The sequence below is a fragment of the Chryseobacterium sp. 'Rf worker isolate 10' genome, assembly GCF_050753305.1.
GTDB lineage: Bacteria > Bacteroidota > Bacteroidia > Flavobacteriales > Weeksellaceae > Chryseobacterium.
In genome coordinates, this window is the sequence record NZ_JBOZOF010000003.1 from 180,788 (window position 1) to 197,599 (window position 16,812).

General features: G+C 36.9%; 20 protein-coding genes. 10 read left to right on the forward strand and 10 right to left on the reverse strand.

Annotated elements, in window-relative coordinates; all coding sequences use genetic code 11:
* Positions 1-99: 99 nt before the first annotated feature.
* The 5 genes from LKL37_RS15180 to LKL37_RS15200 are packed head-to-tail and all read left to right on the forward strand — an operon-like array spanning position 100 to position 4,297.
* A complete protein-coding gene (locus LKL37_RS15180) occupies positions 100-1,422 on the forward strand; it encodes a TolC family protein (protein ID WP_431611357.1) in 1,323 nt (440 codons plus the stop codon).
* A gap of 1 nt (position 1,423) precedes the next feature.
* Positions 1,424-2,014, forward strand: a complete 591-nt coding sequence (locus tag LKL37_RS15185) for a SprT-like domain-containing protein (RefSeq protein ID WP_431611358.1) — start codon at positions 1,424-1,426, stop codon at positions 2,012-2,014.
* Between the two features lie 2 nt (positions 2,015-2,016).
* Positions 2,017-3,099, forward strand: coding sequence for a mannose-1-phosphate guanylyltransferase (locus LKL37_RS15190; RefSeq protein WP_431611359.1), 1,083 nt, complete (start codon positions 2,017-2,019; stop codon positions 3,097-3,099).
* Between the two features lie 33 nt (positions 3,100-3,132).
* The gene (locus LKL37_RS15195; RefSeq protein ID WP_431611360.1) at positions 3,133-3,795 is read left to right on the forward strand and encodes a hypothetical protein; all 663 of its coding nucleotides are present in this window, start codon (positions 3,133-3,135) and stop codon (positions 3,793-3,795) included.
* Complete coding sequence (locus tag LKL37_RS15200; RefSeq protein WP_431611361.1) at positions 3,764-4,297, forward strand: GNAT family N-acetyltransferase; 534 nt, start codon at positions 3,764-3,766, stop codon at positions 4,295-4,297. Before LKL37_RS15195 ends, LKL37_RS15200 begins: the two co-directional genes overlap by 32 nt.
* Before the next feature lie 90 nt (positions 4,298-4,387).
* Here LKL37_RS15200 and bcp read toward each other — a convergent pair whose 3' ends face one another.
* Positions 4,388-4,837: a thioredoxin-dependent thiol peroxidase gene (gene bcp, locus LKL37_RS15205; protein ID WP_431611362.1), complete on the reverse strand. Its 450-nt coding sequence runs from the start codon at positions 4,835-4,837 to the stop codon at positions 4,388-4,390.
* 33 nt (positions 4,838-4,870) lie between these two features.
* On the opposite strand from bcp, the gene LKL37_RS15210 reads away from it, so the two are divergent.
* Positions 4,871-5,491 carry an endonuclease III domain-containing protein gene (locus LKL37_RS15210; protein ID WP_047375946.1) on the forward strand — a complete coding sequence of 207 codons (621 nt, stop codon included), beginning with the start codon at positions 4,871-4,873 and terminating at the stop codon, positions 5,489-5,491.
* Positions 5,492-5,655: 164 nt separating this feature from the next.
* Here LKL37_RS15210 and LKL37_RS15215 read toward each other — a convergent pair whose 3' ends face one another.
* Positions 5,656-6,102: a DinB family protein gene (locus tag LKL37_RS15215; protein WP_431611363.1), complete on the reverse strand. Its 447-nt coding sequence runs from the start codon at positions 6,100-6,102 to the stop codon at positions 5,656-5,658.
* Between the two features lie 77 nt (positions 6,103-6,179).
* Positions 6,180-7,976, reverse strand: a complete 1,797-nt coding sequence (locus tag LKL37_RS15220) for a DUF885 domain-containing protein (RefSeq protein WP_431611364.1) — start codon at positions 7,974-7,976, stop codon at positions 6,180-6,182.
* A gap of 169 nt (positions 7,977-8,145) precedes the next feature.
* Between LKL37_RS15220 and LKL37_RS15225 the strand changes: the two genes are divergently transcribed.
* The 4 genes from LKL37_RS15225 (at position 8,146) to LKL37_RS15240 (ending at position 10,826) form a co-directional block, all read left to right on the forward strand.
* Entirely contained in the window at positions 8,146-8,607 is a 462-nt protein-coding gene (locus tag LKL37_RS15225) for a hypothetical protein (RefSeq protein ID WP_431611365.1), read from the forward strand.
* Positions 8,608-8,781: 174 nt separating this feature from the next.
* Positions 8,782-9,486 (forward strand): MotA/TolQ/ExbB proton channel family protein, encoded by a 705-nt coding sequence (locus tag LKL37_RS15230; RefSeq protein ID WP_431611366.1) that lies wholly within the window; start codon positions 8,782-8,784, stop codon positions 9,484-9,486.
* A gap of 12 nt (positions 9,487-9,498) precedes the next feature.
* Positions 9,499-9,897 carry an ExbD/TolR family protein gene (locus tag LKL37_RS15235; protein WP_431611367.1) on the forward strand — a complete coding sequence of 133 codons (399 nt, stop codon included), beginning with the start codon at positions 9,499-9,501 and terminating at the stop codon, positions 9,895-9,897.
* A gap of 35 nt (positions 9,898-9,932) precedes the next feature.
* Positions 9,933-10,826: a ferric siderophore ABC transporter substrate-binding protein gene (locus LKL37_RS15240; protein WP_431611368.1), complete on the forward strand. Its 894-nt coding sequence runs from the start codon at positions 9,933-9,935 to the stop codon at positions 10,824-10,826.
* A gap of 14 nt (positions 10,827-10,840) precedes the next feature.
* Here LKL37_RS15240 and LKL37_RS15245 read toward each other — a convergent pair whose 3' ends face one another.
* From LKL37_RS15245 to LKL37_RS15275, 7 genes are all read right to left on the reverse strand, one after another.
* Positions 10,841-11,233, reverse strand: a complete 393-nt coding sequence (locus LKL37_RS15245) for a hypothetical protein (protein WP_431611369.1) — start codon at positions 11,231-11,233, stop codon at positions 10,841-10,843.
* 47 nt (positions 11,234-11,280) lie between these two features.
* A complete protein-coding gene (locus LKL37_RS15250; RefSeq protein ID WP_431611370.1) occupies positions 11,281-11,646 on the reverse strand; it encodes a four helix bundle protein in 366 nt (121 codons plus the stop codon).
* Between the two features lie 59 nt (positions 11,647-11,705).
* Positions 11,706-13,109, reverse strand: a complete 1,404-nt coding sequence (locus LKL37_RS15255; protein WP_431611371.1) for a nucleoside recognition domain-containing protein — start codon at positions 13,107-13,109, stop codon at positions 11,706-11,708.
* A 187-nt stretch (positions 13,110-13,296) separates the two neighbouring features.
* Positions 13,297-13,806 carry a DUF6973 domain-containing protein gene (locus tag LKL37_RS15260; RefSeq protein ID WP_431611372.1) on the reverse strand — a complete coding sequence of 170 codons (510 nt, stop codon included), beginning with the start codon at positions 13,804-13,806 and terminating at the stop codon, positions 13,297-13,299.
* 53 nt (positions 13,807-13,859) lie between these two features.
* Positions 13,860-14,714, reverse strand: a complete 855-nt coding sequence (gene accD / locus LKL37_RS15265) for an acetyl-CoA carboxylase, carboxyltransferase subunit beta (RefSeq protein ID WP_431343933.1) — start codon at positions 14,712-14,714, stop codon at positions 13,860-13,862.
* Positions 14,715-14,803: 89 nt separating this feature from the next.
* Entirely contained in the window at positions 14,804-15,874 is a 1,071-nt protein-coding gene (gene fbaA / locus LKL37_RS15270) for a class II fructose-bisphosphate aldolase (protein WP_431611373.1), read from the reverse strand.
* A 70-nt stretch (positions 15,875-15,944) separates the two neighbouring features.
* Complete coding sequence (locus LKL37_RS15275; protein WP_431611374.1) at positions 15,945-16,811, reverse strand: NAD kinase; 867 nt, start codon at positions 16,809-16,811, stop codon at positions 15,945-15,947.
* Position 16,812 lies beyond the last annotated feature (1 nt).

Consider the following 16,812-nt stretch of genomic DNA (forward strand, 5'->3'; position numbering starts at 1 on the left):
AAAAATCTTAATATGAAATCGTTGTGATTTACAAGTTACAACACTGATGAAGAAACCACGATTCCATATGACCATTAAAAAACAAATAAACATATACATATGAAAAAAGTTTGGATCATCGTTTTTGGATTAGGTTATCTGGGATTAAGTGCTCAGAAGAAATGGTCCTTAAAAGAATGTGTAAGCTATGCAGTGGAGCATAATCTTCAGGTTATCCAAAATCAGTATAACAAAGAAAACCAAGAATATAATCTTAAAGCGGCCAAAAAAGAATATTTGCCTTCCGTATCTGGGAGTGTTACGAGTGGGGTGAGTTTCGGGCAAGGGTCATTAGGAGCAGGAAGTTATAGAAACGATAGATTCAATAACAGTGTTGGGCTGGGTGCAGATATGTTGGTCTATAATAATGGGCGATTAGAGAAGAGTGTAAGAAAAGCTCAATTTGATGTAGAAGCAAGCCAGTATGATATTGAAACCATTAAAAATGATATTTCTCTTCAGATTGCTCAACAATATCTGACTGCCTTGTTGAATAAAGAGATTGTAAAAATTTCTCAAAGTGCAGTAGGAAATGCCCAGAAACAGTACGACAGAGCTAAAATTACCACTCAGGTTGGAACAACTTCTCAGACGGTTCTGGCAGAGGCTGAAGCAGCGCTGGCAAGAGAAAAACAAAACCTTAAAACAGCAGAAGTAAATGTTGGACGTGCTTTGTTTGCTATCGCTCAGCTTTTGCAACTTTCAGATTATAAAAATTTTGATGTAGAAAATGTAAATGTTCCGGAAAAGCTTGATTTACAACTTGCTGCCGTAGATGAAGTGCTTGCAACTGCGTATGAGATACAACCTCAGATAAAAGCAGCGGAAAGCAGGATAAGATCTGCCGAAGCACAAACTGAGGTAAGCAAAACAGCATTCTGGCCTACATTAACAGCCAGTGCAGGTCTTAATACGTTCTATAACAAGCAATTCAATGTTATGCCAGGTGTTGTACAGGGAACTTTTTTTGAACAGTATAAAGATCAGTTCGGACAAAATGTAGGGCTATCACTTAATATCCCTATCTTCAATAAAGGGAAAACAAAATTACAGGTTGAGCAGTCCAAGGTTAATGAAAGTATTGCTAAAAATGCATTGGAACAGCAAAAGCAGACTGTAAGACAGAATGTACAGAAAGCTCAGTTTGATGCAGATGCCAATTATGAAAATTATCTGGCTGCTGTAGAGGCAGAAAAAAGTTCCAAGCTAGCTCTTGATTTTGCTGACAAAAGTTATGCTGCAGGAAGAACAACCATCTATGACGTAAATGTGGCAAGAAATAATTATGCAAATGCACAGGGATCAGTAGCGCAGGCAAAATATAATTATCTTTTTAGTCTTAAACTATTGAATTTCTATGCGGGAATTCCATTAAGTTTGTAAAATGTCTATCCAATCATTAGAAAAATATTTACCTCAAAATACTCTTAAATATTTAAGAATCTGGTTTTCAGATTACTATATACATATAAAAGTTACAAGAAACAGAAATTCAAAACTGGGAGATTACAGAAAACTTCCAGACAATTCTCATGAAATAACGGTAAACTCTACACTTACCCCACAGCTTTTTTTCTTTGTGCTGACCCATGAGCTGGCACATCTGATTGCTTTTGAAAAATATGGACGAAGAATCTCTCCTCATGGTAATGAATGGAAAGATACTTTCAGAAATATGCTCCTTGAAAGCCTTGAAATTTATGATGAAGAACTAAAGCCTATTATTGTAAAATTCTCAAAATCACCCAAAGCAAATTTCATGGCCAGCCCGGATCTGGTGAGGTATTTTCACACTGAGAAACAAGACGATACTCTTCATTTTATCGAAGAACTTCAGAAGGGTGAGTTTTTTATATACCGCAACGAAAAGTATTTATTAGAAGGTCTAGTTAAAAAAAACTATCTTTGTAAGAACCTGGCTACCGGAAGGAAGTATTCTTTCAAGCCTCTAGCAAGGGTAGAAAAATGTAGCTAATAATGTTAAAATCAGATAGATACTGCGTTATAATGGCGGGGGGGATCGGAAGCCGGTTCTGGCCGATGAGCACGCAGAAATTTCCAAAACAGTTTCAGGATATTTTAGGAACCGGGCGTACCATGATTCAGCAGACCTATGACAGAATCAGTAAGGTAATTCCTAAGGAGCAGATATTCGTGATTACGAATAAAGAGTATGTAACTCTTTCCCATCAGCAGCTTCCGGAGATTCCTGAAGAAAACATTGTAGGTGAGCCGCTTATGAAAAATACTGCGGCTTGTAACCTGTATATGGCCAACAAGATTGCTGAGATTAATCCGGACGCAACAATGATTGTTCTTCCGGCGGATCATCTTATCCTTAAAGAGGATGTGTTTCTGGAAAAAGTGGAACTTGCATTTGATTTGGCTTCAAAACATGACTACCTGGTAACATTGGGAATTACCCCAACAAGACCTGATACCGGCTACGGATACATTCAGTTTGTAGAAAAGAAAGGCTCTGAGTATTTTAAAGTAAAAACATTCACCGAAAAACCTATCCTTGAGATTGCACAAAGCTTCTTAGAAAGTGGAGATTTCCTATGGAATGCAGGAATATTTGTGTGGAATGTAAAAAGTATTCACCATGCTTTTGACCTGTACCTTCCGGAGATGATGCAGCATTTTATGGCTTGCGAATACAATTCAGAAAAGGAAAACAGCTGTATTGAAACCATTTATCCGAAAGTTCAGAAAATTTCTATTGATAACGGGATTTTAGAGAAAGCAAAGAATGTATATGTGATCCCATCAGACCTGGGATGGAGTGACCTTGGAACATGGACATCTGTCTATGAAAATACTGAAAAAGATAAAGACGGAAATGCCGTAAAATTAAAACATTTACTTTCTTATAATTCAAAAGGAAATATTATCCGTCTGAGAAATAATAATAAGGCTGTAATCATTGACGGACTTGAAAACTACATTGTTGTAGATACAGATAAAGCCCTTCTTATCTGCCCTCGAGATAACGACCAGCTCATTAAGGACTATGTTCTTGACTTAAAAAACTTTAAGAAAGGAGAGAAGTTTATGTAGTATTTGGTATATTTTCTGCTGATTTTTAAAATTATGAGTAAAGCTGCAACCCGAATTACAATTCTTACATTCTTACTTTTGGGAATTTTTGGATATTCTCAGGAGAAGAAAAAATTTTCAAGCATTCCGAATATTTTGCAACAGATCGACCCAAGCAATAGGGTAGATTCATGGGTATTGGTATACAACAGCTATGGAAAAGGTCAGGAAATTAAGATTTCAGGGAAGGTGAATTATACCCCCCAGTTCTCAGGGTTCAATCTTTTTCCTAACGAAGACAGCTTTTACTATATTGCGTATTCAGAAGGAGGAAAAGTAAATTATGTTACTGATGTGGAGGGTCTTAAGAAGTTTGTAGATCGGATTGACAATGCTCAGGAAGCCGCTGTGGTGCTGGCTGCTGATGGTTATATGGTGGATGAAGAATTCAAGGATCTTGCAGGTAACTATCATGAAGACAAATCGAATTATTATCTGGATCTTGGAAAGCTGACTTCAAAAGAATGCCCTTATCAAAAAACACATTATACAGTGACTGTCAATAAATCAACAGGCGCTGTAAGCAATGTAAAAGATAATGGAACTTATATTGAGCTTTACAATAAAAAATGTGCTAATAACCCGAGACTTTTGAAAATCGAAAAAAAAGAAGAACCAAAGAAAGATGAGCCCAGAAAAACACCCAAGCGCAAATAATACCTATGAGACCGAACGATTAATACTTCGTCCCATGTCTCGTGAAGACAAAGATTTTGTCTTTGAGCTTTATAACAGACCAAAATTTATTCAACATATCGGCAACCGCAATGTGAATACCATTGAAGATGCTGAAAATTATATCCTGAACAGATTTGCTCCGCAGATTGAAAGGCTGGGATATGGAAACTACCTTTTAGTAACTAAAGAAGGAAGCGAAAAAGTAGGTGCAGTAGGAATCTTCGAAAGAGAAGGTCTTGATATCGTGGATATCGGATATTCTCTATTGGAAGAGTTTGAAGGGAAAGGGTATGCTTTTGAAGCCGCTCAGAAGGTAAAATCTATTGGAATGGATGATTTTGGGTTAACAAAGATATCTGCGATCATTTCAAAAGATAATATTTCTTCCCAAAAACTGATCGAAAAATTGGGATTAAAATTCAAAAAACATGTCATTCTTCCCGGCGAAACTGAAGAATTAAATTACTACGAAACAGAGTAAAACATATAAAAAAGCTTTCACAAATAACGTATAGATTTTAAATCGTGTTATTTGTGAAAGCCTTTGTGATCTTTGTGTTTCGGAAGAAAATTATCCTTCCAGAATCTGCTCCGCAGCAGTCTTTGACGTTACTTTTTCAATCACTCTTGTACAAACGCCATTTTCATCAAAAATAAAAGTGGTTCTTACAATTCCCATATACGTTTTACCAAACGTTTTTTTCTCCTGCCATACTCCAAATTTTTCAATAATATTACGGTTTTCGTCCGCAATAAGATCATATGGGAAAGCAAATTTGTTGTGAAAATTCTTCTGTTTCTTTACAGAATCGCCACTTACACCCAATAATTGAAATCCTGCTTTTTCAAGCTTAGAATAATTATCACTCAGGTTGCAGGCTTCCACTGTACAGGTTGGTGTGTTTGCTTGTGGATAAAAGAAAACAACCAGTTTTTTCCCAATTAATTTTGATGAGGTTACTGTTTCTCCGTCTTGATTGAATCCTTCAAATTCAGGTAATTTATCTCCAACTTTCAGCATAATGATTTAATTTTGTTCAAATTTAAGGCTTACATGACAAAAAAACAAAGAGCTGAGCTCGTTCAGATAGAACTGGATAAATTATATCCCACCACACCCATTCCGTTAGATCACACCGATCCGTATACATTGATGGTTGCTGTAGCACTTTCCGCACAGACTACGGACAAAAAAGTGAACCAGGTTACACCCGATCTTTTTGCAGTAGCAGGAACACCACAAAGAATGGCTAAACTGGAAGAATTTGAAATCAAAGAACTGATTAAAGAAATAGGACTGTCTAATACAAAGGCCAAAAACCTGAAAAGAATGGCCGAACTTCTGTTGGAAAGACACAATGGTATTGTTCCTCAGACTTATGAAGAATTGGAGGCTCTTCCGGGAGTAGGACACAAGACTGCTTCAGTAGTAATGAGCCAGGGATTCGGATTTCCTGCATTTCCGGTAGATACACACATTCATCGTCTGATGACACAATGGAAATTGACTTCCGGAAAAAATGTAGTGGAAACCGAGCGTGATGCAAAGAGTTTATTCCCTGAAGAAGTATGGAATAAGCTTCACCTGCAGATCATTTTCTATGGAAGAGAATATTCCCCGGCAAGAGGAAAAGGCGAAAAGGATTTTATTACGAAAATGATGTTTGAGAAATAATTCAAAGATTGTAGCGTTATGCTCGCTAAGATTTTATAAAAAACCACGTTGAAATAGCTCGCAAAGGCAATATTTTCTTTGCTAAGTGAAACGCCCTTGTGAGCTAAAAATAACGCAACAATTACTTTGTGATCGTTGCGTTATTTTAGTTTTTTATTGATGGATTAAATGTCTAACAATCTTCTGTGATAATTGATCTGTCCCAAATGATAATCCAGATGAGCAACCAGATGGATCAGGAAGTAATCTGTAGTCATTTTGCTTTCAAAAACAACCAAAGGATATTCTTTTTTAACATCCTCTTCAGACAATTGTGGCAGAACGGAATCTATCATAGCTATAGTAGCTTCAATTTTTTCAATAAGTTCTGCTCTTGGAACATCTTTTAAAGAAAATTCCAGCTCGCGGTGTCTTATATAGCCAGTGTTTCCTAGCTGTGCTCCTATAAAATGATTGATGTTTCCTATTAAATGCAGACAAAGATTTCCGGCAGAATTGGCTATACTTTTATCAATTATCCAAAGGTTTTCTTCATTCTGATAGGCTTCTATCTCTGTTTTTAATTTATTTAAATCCCTGTTGAAAAGAGATCTTATGCTTTCTGTGATCATATCAATTTTGTTTATTTAGAAGAAAGAAATAAAAAAGGGTACCGATTGAATGAAGTACCCTTTTTTATTACTATAATTTATTTTTGTTTTTTTGCCCAAAGCTCCATTTTTCTGTTCAGAACATCTAAAGGAAGGCATCCCTGGCTTAATACTTCATCGTGGAAACTTGCCAGATTAAATTTATTCCCCAATTCTTTCTGGTATTTTTCTCTTAGCTCACGGATTCTTAAAGACCCTATTTTGTAGCCTAAAGCCTGTCCCGGCATTGCCATATACCTTTCTACTTCTGCTGTGGCAGATGCCTCGTCATAAGAAATATTGCTTAGGAAATATTTAATGGCTTCTTCACGTGACATTTTTCCGGTATGAAGTCCGGTATCTACTACTAATCTTACAGCTCTCAGCATCTGATCGCTCAGGTATCCCATTTTCTGATAAGGATCTGTATACAAACCAAACTCAGGGCCTAATGTTTCACAATAATGAGCCCATCCTTCACCATAAGCTCCAAACCATCCGAATCTCATGAATTTAGGAAGCTTCGTATTCTCCTGTTGCAGAGAAACCTGGTAATGATGTCCCGGAATTGCTTCATGAAGGAAAAGAGACTCCATTCCTGAAGTAACATTGAATTTGGTAGGATCCGGAAGCGGAACATAAAATATACCTGCTCTTTTGCCATCCGGAGTTCCAGGAATGTATTCTGCACTGGCACTTGCCTCTCTGAATTTCTCTGTCTGTCTGATTTCAAACTTTGTTTTCGGAGTTACGTTAAACATCGTTTTCAGCTTCGGAGTGATTTTCGTTAAAATACCATTGAATGCATTCAAAACTTCTTTAGAAGTCTTATAAGGCATTGCTTTTGGATCCGTTTTTACAAAAGTAATAAACTCTTCCAGTGTTCCGGAAAAACCTACCTGCTGCTTTACTTTTTCCATCTCTGAACGAAGCATAGCCACCTGCTGTAGCCCGATCTTATTGATCTCTTCAGGAGATTTTTTAGTGGTTGTCCAGCTTTTTACATAATACCTGTAAATTTCATTTCCATTAGGAAGGCTGTTGTAGCCATCTGTATCTCTTGCTTTTGGCAGATAGTCTTTTTCCAAAAAGACCCCCATTTTAGTATATGCCGGAATAATTTTTTTCGTGATGGCATCTTTATAAAGCGCTGAAAATTTGTCTTTCTGATCCTGAGTGAAGCTCTTTGGGAAATTTTTTATTGGCCCGTAGAAAATATTTTTTTCCATATCAGAAGTTGTGATTTCTTCAGCTTTCATCTGAGGAATCATTTTGATCACCAGTTTTTTAGGAAGTACTACCTTATTGTTGATCCCCTCACGGAAATTATCTGCTGCTGCATTCATCCATTCCGGAAATTTCTCCATTCTTTTCAGCCAGTCGCTGTAATCCTTTTCAGTTTTGAAAGGCTGGCTGCCCTGTCCGCTTCCATATAACGGAAAAGTAAGCGGAAGGCCCCCAAATTGGGTAAAAGGGATATATTCCGGATGATAGGCATACGCCTCAATTTTATCTTTTAAAGTATAATCCAGCACATCATACACCACTTTATCATCATCAGAAAGAGTTTTGTAATCTACATGCTCCAGCTGTTTCTGCACAGAATTGTAGAAAGCGATTTCTCCGGAGATAAAATCTTTATCAATATTGATCGGAAGCTGGTCGTTATATCTTGTATCTCCCTGAGATGTAGCATCTAAAGGGTATAGCTTTAGATACTGCTCATAATATTTAGAAGCAATAGAATCCAGGTTGCTGGGAGTTACTTTCGTAAGAGGAGAATCCGACTTTTTGCATGAAGCAAGACCGATTATCAATCCTAATCCAATAATACTCTTTGATAAAATGTTTTTCATTTTCAGAATCTTTATGAAAACAAAAGTAAGTATTATTGGGATATTCAGTATTATTGTATAAGCCGATTTTAAAAAATTATTTTCAAAATCCTTTCAACTTTGAATCAATTTTTTATCTTTGTCTAAAACGTTTAACAATCATATTATTACAGTTCTTTTTTAAGAAAAAATGAAAGGGATTTTAAAAATTTACCATCCGGAGGAGACTCTAAAATACAATATCAGAAATACTTATTGTAAGGCAGTCTACAGCAACCAGCAACATTTTTTAGAGGTTGAAGTTATTACGGATGACAGTTTGGATCACGTAGATGATGATTCATTACAGTATAACTTTCCGCAGCTTTCACTTGAAGTATTCGATTTTCCTATCGAATCAGCGGAGATTGAAGGAAAAACTATAAAAATCAATGATTCTGATGAAGATACCTACACAGAAGTAGATCTTTTCGATGATGATGATGCCTATATCTATGATAATGAGCTTCTTTTCGAAAGGAATGAAGAAGGGGAGCTTCAGGTCATCTGGAAAGGAACCATTGATGATTTCTATACCGGATCAGATACACCGATTCCATTTAGACTAAAATGCGAATTCAGTCAGGATGATATTGAGGTAGACGAAGACTAACAAAAGCTTCTATCTTTTTTATAGCAAATTTCTTTTCAAAATTATTTTTTGGAAAGAAATTTGCTATTGATAGAATTGTAACAAATTTTAAGTTGTTTTTAAGCAATTTTTAAGAGTTCAATTCATAATATTCTACTACATTTGTCGTTGAAAATTTAATAAAATTCACATTTAATGCTGTTAACGGAACTTTCTCAGATTTTATTTGCACAAATCACTGCTCCCGCAGTTGCTACAGACAATTTAGAGTTTTCATTCTGGAAGATTATGTTCCACGGAGGAGCTTTCGCTAAAATAGTAATGGTTACTGTATTGCTGTTGGGAATATTTTCTCTATATCTGTTTTTTGAAAGATTGTTCTTTATTAAAAGACTGACTTCAAAAACGGATTCCAACTTTATGAACAATATCGAAGACTTTATTAAAGCGGGAAAAATTGAGGCTGCTGCAGACTACTGCAAAACACAAAATTCTCCGGAAGGAAGAATTTTAGAAAAAGGAATTTCAAGATTGGGACGTCCTGTTTCTGATATTGTAAGTGCTATGGAATCACAGGCACAAGTAGAGGTGGCTAATATGGAGAAAAACCTGAACCTTTTGGCTGTAGTACCAAGTATTGCACCGATGCTGGGGCTTTTAGGTACCGTAATCGGGATGATTATTGCTTTCTTTAATTTATCTCATGCAACAGGATCTTTCTCTCCGAAAACACTTTCGGAAGGTATTTATACCGCTTTGGGACAGACTGCTGTAGGTTTGGCAGTAGCAATTCCTGCTAATTTCTGTTACAACATCCTTTTGACAAGGATTGATAAGTTTGTATTGAAGGCGCAGAATATGTCAGGCGAATTTTTGGACCTTATCAACAAACCTTTATAAAACTTTCTTACGATGAAAATTCAGAGAAGAAATAAAGCGAATCCGGAATTCAGTTTAGCAGCGATGACAGACGTTATCCTGTTGATGCTGATTTTCTTTATGATCACATCTTCTGCAGCCAACCAAAGTGCTATTGATGTGAATCTGCCGAAAGCCGGAGCTGTAGATGATAATATACCCAATCCCGTAACCGTAAGCATCAAGCCGGATGGATCATTCTTTGTGGATGATAATCCTGCAAATAAAGGGGAGCTGGAGAAAATTATTGTAGATAAACTGGCTGGTCAGACCAATCAATCATTTACAATTAGAGCGGACGAAAATACACTGCATAAAGATGTTGTTTTTGTAATGGAAATTGCTGAGAAACATAAATTTAACATTGCTATTGCAACCGTTAAAGATAAATAACAAATCCGGATTTACGGAAAGAATTACTTTTTAAGATGAGAAGCTATACAGCAAACAGAAACGAAGAAAACAAAGACAGAATAAAGAGCGCCCTGCTTTCTATTCTGATTTGGGCTGCAATTCTGCTTTTTGTTTTTTTGTATAAATTAAAACCTGAACTGGACAAAGATCCAGAAGTGGTTACTACCATGCTGGTCAACTTTGGGGATAACAGAAACGGAAAAGGGATTGAAGAACCTGCCGAACAGCCGGGAAGTCTTGCTGCAGCAACAGAAGAGGTGACACCCGAACCTGCAGAAACGCCTGTTCCGGAAACAAAAACAGTTGTAAAACCAGAACCGGCACCTATTATTCCGGAACCAAAAAAAGCAGAGGTAAAAGATAAGGTTATCACAGGAAAAAACTCAAAAATAACCGCTCCTAAAAAGGAAGAATCAAAAAAAGCTGAGAAAAAAGAAGCAACGAGCACGAGTGCTTCAAAAAATACTAAGAAATCTGGAGCTGCCACTGCCAACTCAAAAACAGGAAATGGAGACGGAAAAGGAAATGCAGCCATTGGAAACCTTATCAAAGGAAGAGGAACAAAAGCGGGAAGCCAAGGAACAGGTGATGGTATTGGAAATGCAGGAGATCCTTTAGGCGGAGATGGTAACGGAGACAGCAAAGTAGGAATAGACAGAAAACTGATAGGCTACATTCCCGGAACAATGGGAAGAGGCGGTGCACAGCCATCTCACAGCTGTACTGCAAGCGGATCTATCACCGTTGCCTATACTGTAGATAAAGCCGGAAATGTGGTGTCTGCAAGAAGATCAGGTGGTGTTTCGGATCCTTGTGTATCTTCTACATCAGTAGCCTGGGTAAAGAAATACGTAAAGGCTGAGAAAGCGAGTACGTCTTCCACCGGAACTTATAAAATCACATTCTAAAATACAAAAGCACTTTATTCAAGTGCTTTTTTTAATTCATTTATTCTGTTGATAATGGGAAGTGCAAAAATACCGCTGGTCTGAAGATACAGCTCATAGAATGTCTTTGCTTTATCCTGAAAATCTTTGTTCTGATCATGTCTGCTATTGAAGTAGAAAAGATTTCCCAGCATTTCATAATAATCTTTGTGATCTCTTTCCTGTCTTTCATTGACAATAGCAATTATTTCTTCCTTGGTTTTAGAAGATACTTCTGTAAAACTCATCTTGAAAATATCTCTCATCAGCGTGTCAAAATCCAGTTCTTTCTGCATTAAACTTTCTTCAGGTTTATCCAGGATAAGTTTTTCTAATGCCTGAGTTAATTGGCGAATAAGTCTTAGGGTAAATTCTTTATCTGTAATCATAATGGTAATTTTGTTGCTAGTTGCTAGTTGCTAGTTGCTAGTTTGGGTTATGTGCGCCAGTTTAATTGGACGTATTTTATAAAGTTGTTGATTTTTCCTCCTAAGAGGTTATATTGTTTTGATTTTTCTTTAAAGTTCAAATTTAATTCCGGATAAAGCCTGTTAATTTTTGACAAATGGCATACCGTTTCATCACAGCTTGCCTGAGAATAAGTGAGAAATCTTATAAAGTCACCTTTGTAATTGTTTCTTCCATAGCCTTCTGCAATATTTGTAACAACAGAATCAGCAGATCGTCTTAATTGGCTGCCCAATTCATATAATTCATAATTTGGCAGTTGGAGTGAGAGTTTATGTGTCTCAATAAACAACTCAAAAGCAATATTATAAATATCAAGTTTCTCGTAACTCATTAATACATTTTTAACGGTAAAAAAACTAGCAACTACCCAACCTGCAACGTTTAATTGATTTAAGCAAAAAATAAATAAGCTAATGCAATTGCAGTAATAACGCCAACTAAATCAGCCAGAAGCATGGCAATTACCGTATATCTTGTATTCTTAACGGCAACGGCACCAAAATAAACTGCGATAACGTAAAACGTCGTATCTGAGCTTCCCTGAAGTACTGCCGCTAATTTCCCCTGGAAACTATCAGCTCCGAATGTTGACATGGTGTCTACCATCATTCCTCTTGCTCCGGAACCGGATAAAGGCTTGATCAACGCTGTCGGAAGTCCGTCTACAAATCTTGGATCCATATTGGCGACGTTAGCGACCCATTTCATTCCGTCAATGATCACATCAAAAACACCTGAAGTCCTTAATAATGAAATAGCAATCAGCATTCCAACCAGGTAAGGGATAATCTTAACACAGGTCGTGAATCCTTCTTTTGCCCCTTCAATAAAGGAGTCAAAAACGTTGATTTTTTTATAAACTGCTCCAAGTACAATTGCAAGGAAAATAAAAAGAATTAAACCATTGCTCAGTACTTTACTGAAATCATCCAGCTCATCTTTACTCAATTGAACAAGGTATACTACCAGTAATGCTATCATTGCTGAAATTCCTCCTACATAAGCAATCACTACCGGACGAAGGAGATTGATTTTCTGGTATAAAGAAACAATAATCATCGCAGCCAGTGTAGCAGCAAAAGTGGCAATCATACAAGGGAGGAAAATGTCGGTAGGTGTTTTGGAACCCATGGATGCCCTGATCGCAATAATGGATACAGGAATCAAAGTCATCCCTCCGGCATGAAGACAAAGAAACATAATCTGTGAATTGCTGGCGGTATCTTTATTGGGATTTAAGGTCTGGAGACTTTCCATAGCTTTTAAGCCAAAAGGAGTTGCAGCATTATCCAGCCCCAGAAGATTGGCGCTGAAATTCATCAGCATATGCCCGAAAGCGGGATGGTTCTTAGGGATATCAGGAAATAATTTGGAGAAAAATGGCTGAATCAAACGGCTTAAAAGATTGATTCCTCCTGCTTTTTCAGCAATACTCATGAATCCCATAAACAAAGTCATGATCCCGATAAGACCAAGACAGATCTTCACTGCGGTTTCAGATGTTCCGATGACACCATCGGCTTCCTGAACACGGTAAACGTTTACATTCTGTTTTAAAGAATCTGTTTTATAATGAATTCTGCTGTCTGCAAAATCATTCTTTTTCAGCAGACTGTCTCTGACAACAGGGGAGAGGCTGTTCATAGATTGGGATGCAATCTTCACTGTATCACCGCCTTTTCCCACCACCATATCATTGAAAATGGTTTTGTAGTTGCTGGACGAAACATATTTTATACTGGCAATGGCAATGGCAATGATAATAAAAGCCGACCAAATTCTGCTGAGAACCATCTGATTGATTTAATTGTTTAAACTTATCAAAAATACTTTAAACCACAAAAATAACTAAAGTCTTTTGTTATTCTGTTGTGAAAGAGAACTAATGATGGCTGCTTATTTTTAAGCTTAAAGCGAACTTATCTTAATACTCTTAAAACCTTATATCAATCTTAATGTTTCAAAAAAAAGGTTTAAACACTTATTCTTCCAGGTAAACAAGATATCCTTCAAAATCATCATCCAGATTTTTCAGAACCTTGGCTTCATCCATTTTTTTGATTAGTGTATCAACAAAGAAACTCTTTTCAAAAAACTGGCGGTGAATTCCGGGTAAGAGTTCCATGAAATAATCCATTCCGATTTTATTGTTATGGAGATCCATCTTCGTTTCCAAAGGTTCATTCGGGAAGAGCTCTTCATGCATATCTGTTATTCTTTTGCAGAAATCAAGTGCTTTTTTAGGAGAGGAAATTTTGCAGCAGTACATCATAATGAAGCAGCACCACAAGGCATGTCTGAAAGCATTTCCAATTCCATTAGTGGAAGCTGTCTTAGGAAATTTTTTCTGAGCTATGGTAAATGCTTTTACGGTAGCATGGAAACTCATCAGTGCAAAAAGAGGATGGGGAAGAACAAGTGATAAAAGACGCATAATCTTATTAAAACTCATACTTCTGATGGTATTGAAAAATATCTTAAAAGTCCTCATAAATAAAAATCTCTCCCTAATTAGAGAGAGATTGTATTGTTTTGTTACAGATACTATGCTTTTACAGCTAATAAATTGACTGTTTTAGCTACAGTATCCTGAATTTCAGTTCTTTTTACGATAAAATCTACAAATCCTTTTTCCTGTAAGAATTCTGATGTCTGGAATCCTTCCGGTAAGTCTCTACCAATTGTTTCACGGATTACTCTTGGTCCTGCGAAACCGATCAGTGCTCCCGGTTCTGCCATAATGATATCAGCAGTCATAGCGAAAGAAGCTGTAATTCCCCCAAATGTAGGGTCACAAAGATAAGCGATGTATAAAAGTCCAGCTTCAGAAAGCTGTGCTAGTTTAGCCTGAACTTTTGCCAGCTGCATCAAAGAGTAAGTGGCTTCCTGCATTCTCGCTCCTCCGGACTGACAGATGATCATATACGGAAGTTTGTTGGCGATACAGTAATCTATTGCTCTTCTGATTTTTTCTCCCATTACAGAACCCAAAGATCCACCGATGAAAGCAAAATCCATACAAGAAACTACCATTTCAGTTCCTTTTACAGTTCCTACAGCATTTCTGATAGAATCTGTAAGCTTTGTTTTAGCTTTTACTTCTTTCAAACGGTCTTTGTAAGGCTTTGTATCTTTGAAGTTTAAGATATCAATACTTTCAACATTAGCATCCAGTTCGGTAAATTTACCACCGTCAAAAAGGATGTCAAAAAATTCTGCACTTCCTATTCTTACATGAAATCCGTCTTCAGGAGAAACATAGTTATTTCTCTTTAGTTCATCATGTTCCACTACTTTTCCGGATGGAGTCTGATGCCAAAGTCCTTTGGGAACGTCTTTTTTCTCATCAGTAGAAGTGGTTATGTTTTTTGCTTTTCTTTTAAACCAGTCGAATGCCATTTTTGCGTGTATTAATGTATAAATGTAAAATGTACCAATGTAAATGCATTCCTATGAATACTTTTTACATTGATACAAATGTACAGTTCTTATTTTAAAGTATCTACGTTATTTAAATCTTCAAATGCTTTCACCAATCTTGTAGAGAATGTTTCTTCACCTTTTCTTACCCAAACTCTTGGGTCGTAGAATTTCTTGTTAGGTTTTTCTTCTCCTTCCGGGTTTCCGATTTGAGCTCTCAAATAATCGATATTGTTTACCATATAATCTCTTACTCCTTCTGTGTATGCAAACTGAAGGTCAGTATCGATATTCATTTTGATTACTCCGTAGTCGATTGCCTCTCTGATCTCTTCTAAAGTAGATCCTGAACCTCCGTGGAATACAAAGTTTACAGGTTTAGCTCCCGTACCGAATTTCTCCTGAACATATTTCTGAGAATTGTCAAGGATTTTTGGAGTAAGAACTACGTTTCCTGGCTTGTAAACTCCGTGTACGTTACCGAAAGCAGCAGCGATTGTGAAGTTATCAGAAATAGCTTTTAATTTTTCATAAGTATAAGCGATATCTTCAGGCTGAGTATATAATTTAGAGTTATCAACGTCTGAGTTGTCAACACCGTCTTCTTCACCACCAGTTACTCCGATTTCTACTTCAAGAGTCATCTGAAGCTTAGCCATTCTTTCGAAATACTGAGCTGAAATCTCAAGGTTTTCTTCTAAAGATTCTTCAGAAAGATCCAGCATGTGAGAAGAGTAAAGAGATTTTCCTGTCTGCTTGAAGAAATCTTCGTTAGCATCCATTAATCCGTCGATCCAAGGAAGTAATTTCTTCGCACAGTGGTCTGTGTGTAAAATTACCGTTGCTCCGTAAGCTTCAGCAAGAGTATGAATGTGTTTTGCTCCAGCGATAGATCCTAAGACAGCAGCTCTTTGTCCGTCATTGTTTAATCCTTTTCCTGCGTTGAATGCAGCTCCACCATTTGAAAACTGAATAATTACAGGAGCGTTCAATTTCGCTGCAGTTTCCATCACAGCATTAATGTTGCTTGATCCAATTACGTTTACTGCAGGTAATGCAAATTTGTTTTCTTTAGCATACTGAAAGATATCAGTAACTAACTGACCTGTGGCAACTCCTGCCGGAAAAATTCTGCTCATGTTTTACTTTTTGTTATAAATTTATTAGGTGTTTTAATTTCGTGTAAAGGTAATCATTTTTAAGAAATTACTAATTTCTTTTATCTCTGCCCCAAAGCAGCTTCTGACGGATGGTTTCATAGAAACTTAGGCTGTTGGGCTGTACCAGAAGAAGCTGGAATTTTGCCTTTTTGATTATGATTTCTTTGTCGGTTTCTATATGAATCAGTCGGGAGTCTAAAGAAAGAGAGTACTGAGGTACACGGCTTTCCACCCTGAATTTTATTTCTACTTTATCATTCACTACTAAAGGTCTCACATTCAGATTGTGGGGCGCAATTGGAGTGATTACAAAGTTTTCGTTATTCGGAGAAATGATAGGACCGCCACAGCTCAGAGAGTAAGCGGTAGATCCTGTAGGGGTTGAAATGATAACACCATCACCCCAGAAAACATTCAAAAACTCATCATTGATATAGGAATCAACGGTGATCATTGATGTTGTTTCTTTTCTGGAAACGGTAACGTCATTCAAAGCATAAGGAAAAGCACCTTCGAGTTTTGGAGAAACAACTTCAATTACCGAACGGCGGCTTGTTTTAACTTCTCCTTTTAAGATGGAATCCAGCTCTTTAAAGGCTTCTTCTTTAGTAAAGAAAGCTAAAAACCCAAGTCTTCCGGTATTTACTCCTACCACAGGAATTTCAAGATCTTCGATGAAGGTTAAAGAGTTTACGATGGTTCCGTCTCCACCGAAAGTGAAGAAAAGATCCACTTCTTTATCCAGAAGATCCTGCTTACAATTGAAAGTTTCGAATATTTTTGAAAACTGAAGTGCTTCAGCCATTTCATCAAACAGAACAGATTTTACACCTCTGGTTTCAAGTTCAGAGATAAACTTGCTTAAATATAAAAAAGTATCAAGATCTTTTTTCTGAGAATATATGGCTGCCTTCATG

Bases quoted from the DNA above. Each gene is read 5' to 3' on its own strand.
- LKL37_RS15230 (WP_431611366.1), top strand. From the start codon at position 8,782: ATGCTGTTAACGGAACTTTCTCAGATTTTATTTGCACAAATCACTGCT.
- fbaA (WP_431611373.1), bottom strand. From the start codon at position 15,874: ATGAGCAGAATTTTTCCGGCAGGAGTTGCCACAGGTCAGTTAGTTACT.
- LKL37_RS15260 (WP_431611372.1), bottom strand. From the start codon at position 13,806: ATGAGGACTTTTAAGATATTTTTCAATACCATCAGAAGTATGAGTTTT.
- LKL37_RS15195 (WP_431611360.1), top strand. From the start codon at position 3,133: ATGAGTAAAGCTGCAACCCGAATTACAATTCTTACATTCTTACTTTTG.
- LKL37_RS15180 (WP_431611357.1), top strand. From the start codon at position 100: ATGAAAAAAGTTTGGATCATCGTTTTTGGATTAGGTTATCTGGGATTA.
- LKL37_RS15225 (WP_431611365.1), top strand. From the start codon at position 8,146: ATGAAAGGGATTTTAAAAATTTACCATCCGGAGGAGACTCTAAAATAC.
- LKL37_RS15250 (WP_431611370.1), bottom strand. From the start codon at position 11,646: ATGAGTTACGAGAAACTTGATATTTATAATATTGCTTTTGAGTTGTTT.
- LKL37_RS15190 (WP_431611359.1), top strand. From the start codon at position 2,017: ATGTTAAAATCAGATAGATACTGCGTTATAATGGCGGGGGGGATCGGA.
- LKL37_RS15200 (WP_431611361.1), top strand. From the start codon at position 3,764: ATGAGCCCAGAAAAACACCCAAGCGCAAATAATACCTATGAGACCGAA.
- LKL37_RS15215 (WP_431611363.1), bottom strand. From the start codon at position 6,102: ATGATCACAGAAAGCATAAGATCTCTTTTCAACAGGGATTTAAATAAA.
- LKL37_RS15240 (WP_431611368.1), top strand. From the start codon at position 9,933: ATGAGAAGCTATACAGCAAACAGAAACGAAGAAAACAAAGACAGAATA.
- LKL37_RS15185 (WP_431611358.1), top strand. From the start codon at position 1,424: ATGTCTATCCAATCATTAGAAAAATATTTACCTCAAAATACTCTTAAA.
- LKL37_RS15255 (WP_431611371.1), bottom strand. From the start codon at position 13,109: ATGGTTCTCAGCAGAATTTGGTCGGCTTTTATTATCATTGCCATTGCC.
- bcp (WP_431611362.1), bottom strand. From the start codon at position 4,837: ATGCTGAAAGTTGGAGATAAATTACCTGAATTTGAAGGATTCAATCAA.
- accD (WP_431343933.1), bottom strand. From the start codon at position 14,714: ATGGCATTCGACTGGTTTAAAAGAAAAGCAAAAAACATAACCACTTCT.
- LKL37_RS15235 (WP_431611367.1), top strand. From the start codon at position 9,499: ATGAAAATTCAGAGAAGAAATAAAGCGAATCCGGAATTCAGTTTAGCA.
- LKL37_RS15220 (WP_431611364.1), bottom strand. From the start codon at position 7,976: ATGAAAAACATTTTATCAAAGAGTATTATTGGATTAGGATTGATAATC.
- LKL37_RS15245 (WP_431611369.1), bottom strand. From the start codon at position 11,233: ATGATTACAGATAAAGAATTTACCCTAAGACTTATTCGCCAATTAACT.
- LKL37_RS15275 (WP_431611374.1), bottom strand. From the start codon at position 16,811: ATGAAGGCAGCCATATATTCTCAGAAAAAAGATCTTGATACTTTTTTA.
- LKL37_RS15210 (WP_047375946.1), top strand. From the start codon at position 4,871: ATGACAAAAAAACAAAGAGCTGAGCTCGTTCAGATAGAACTGGATAAA.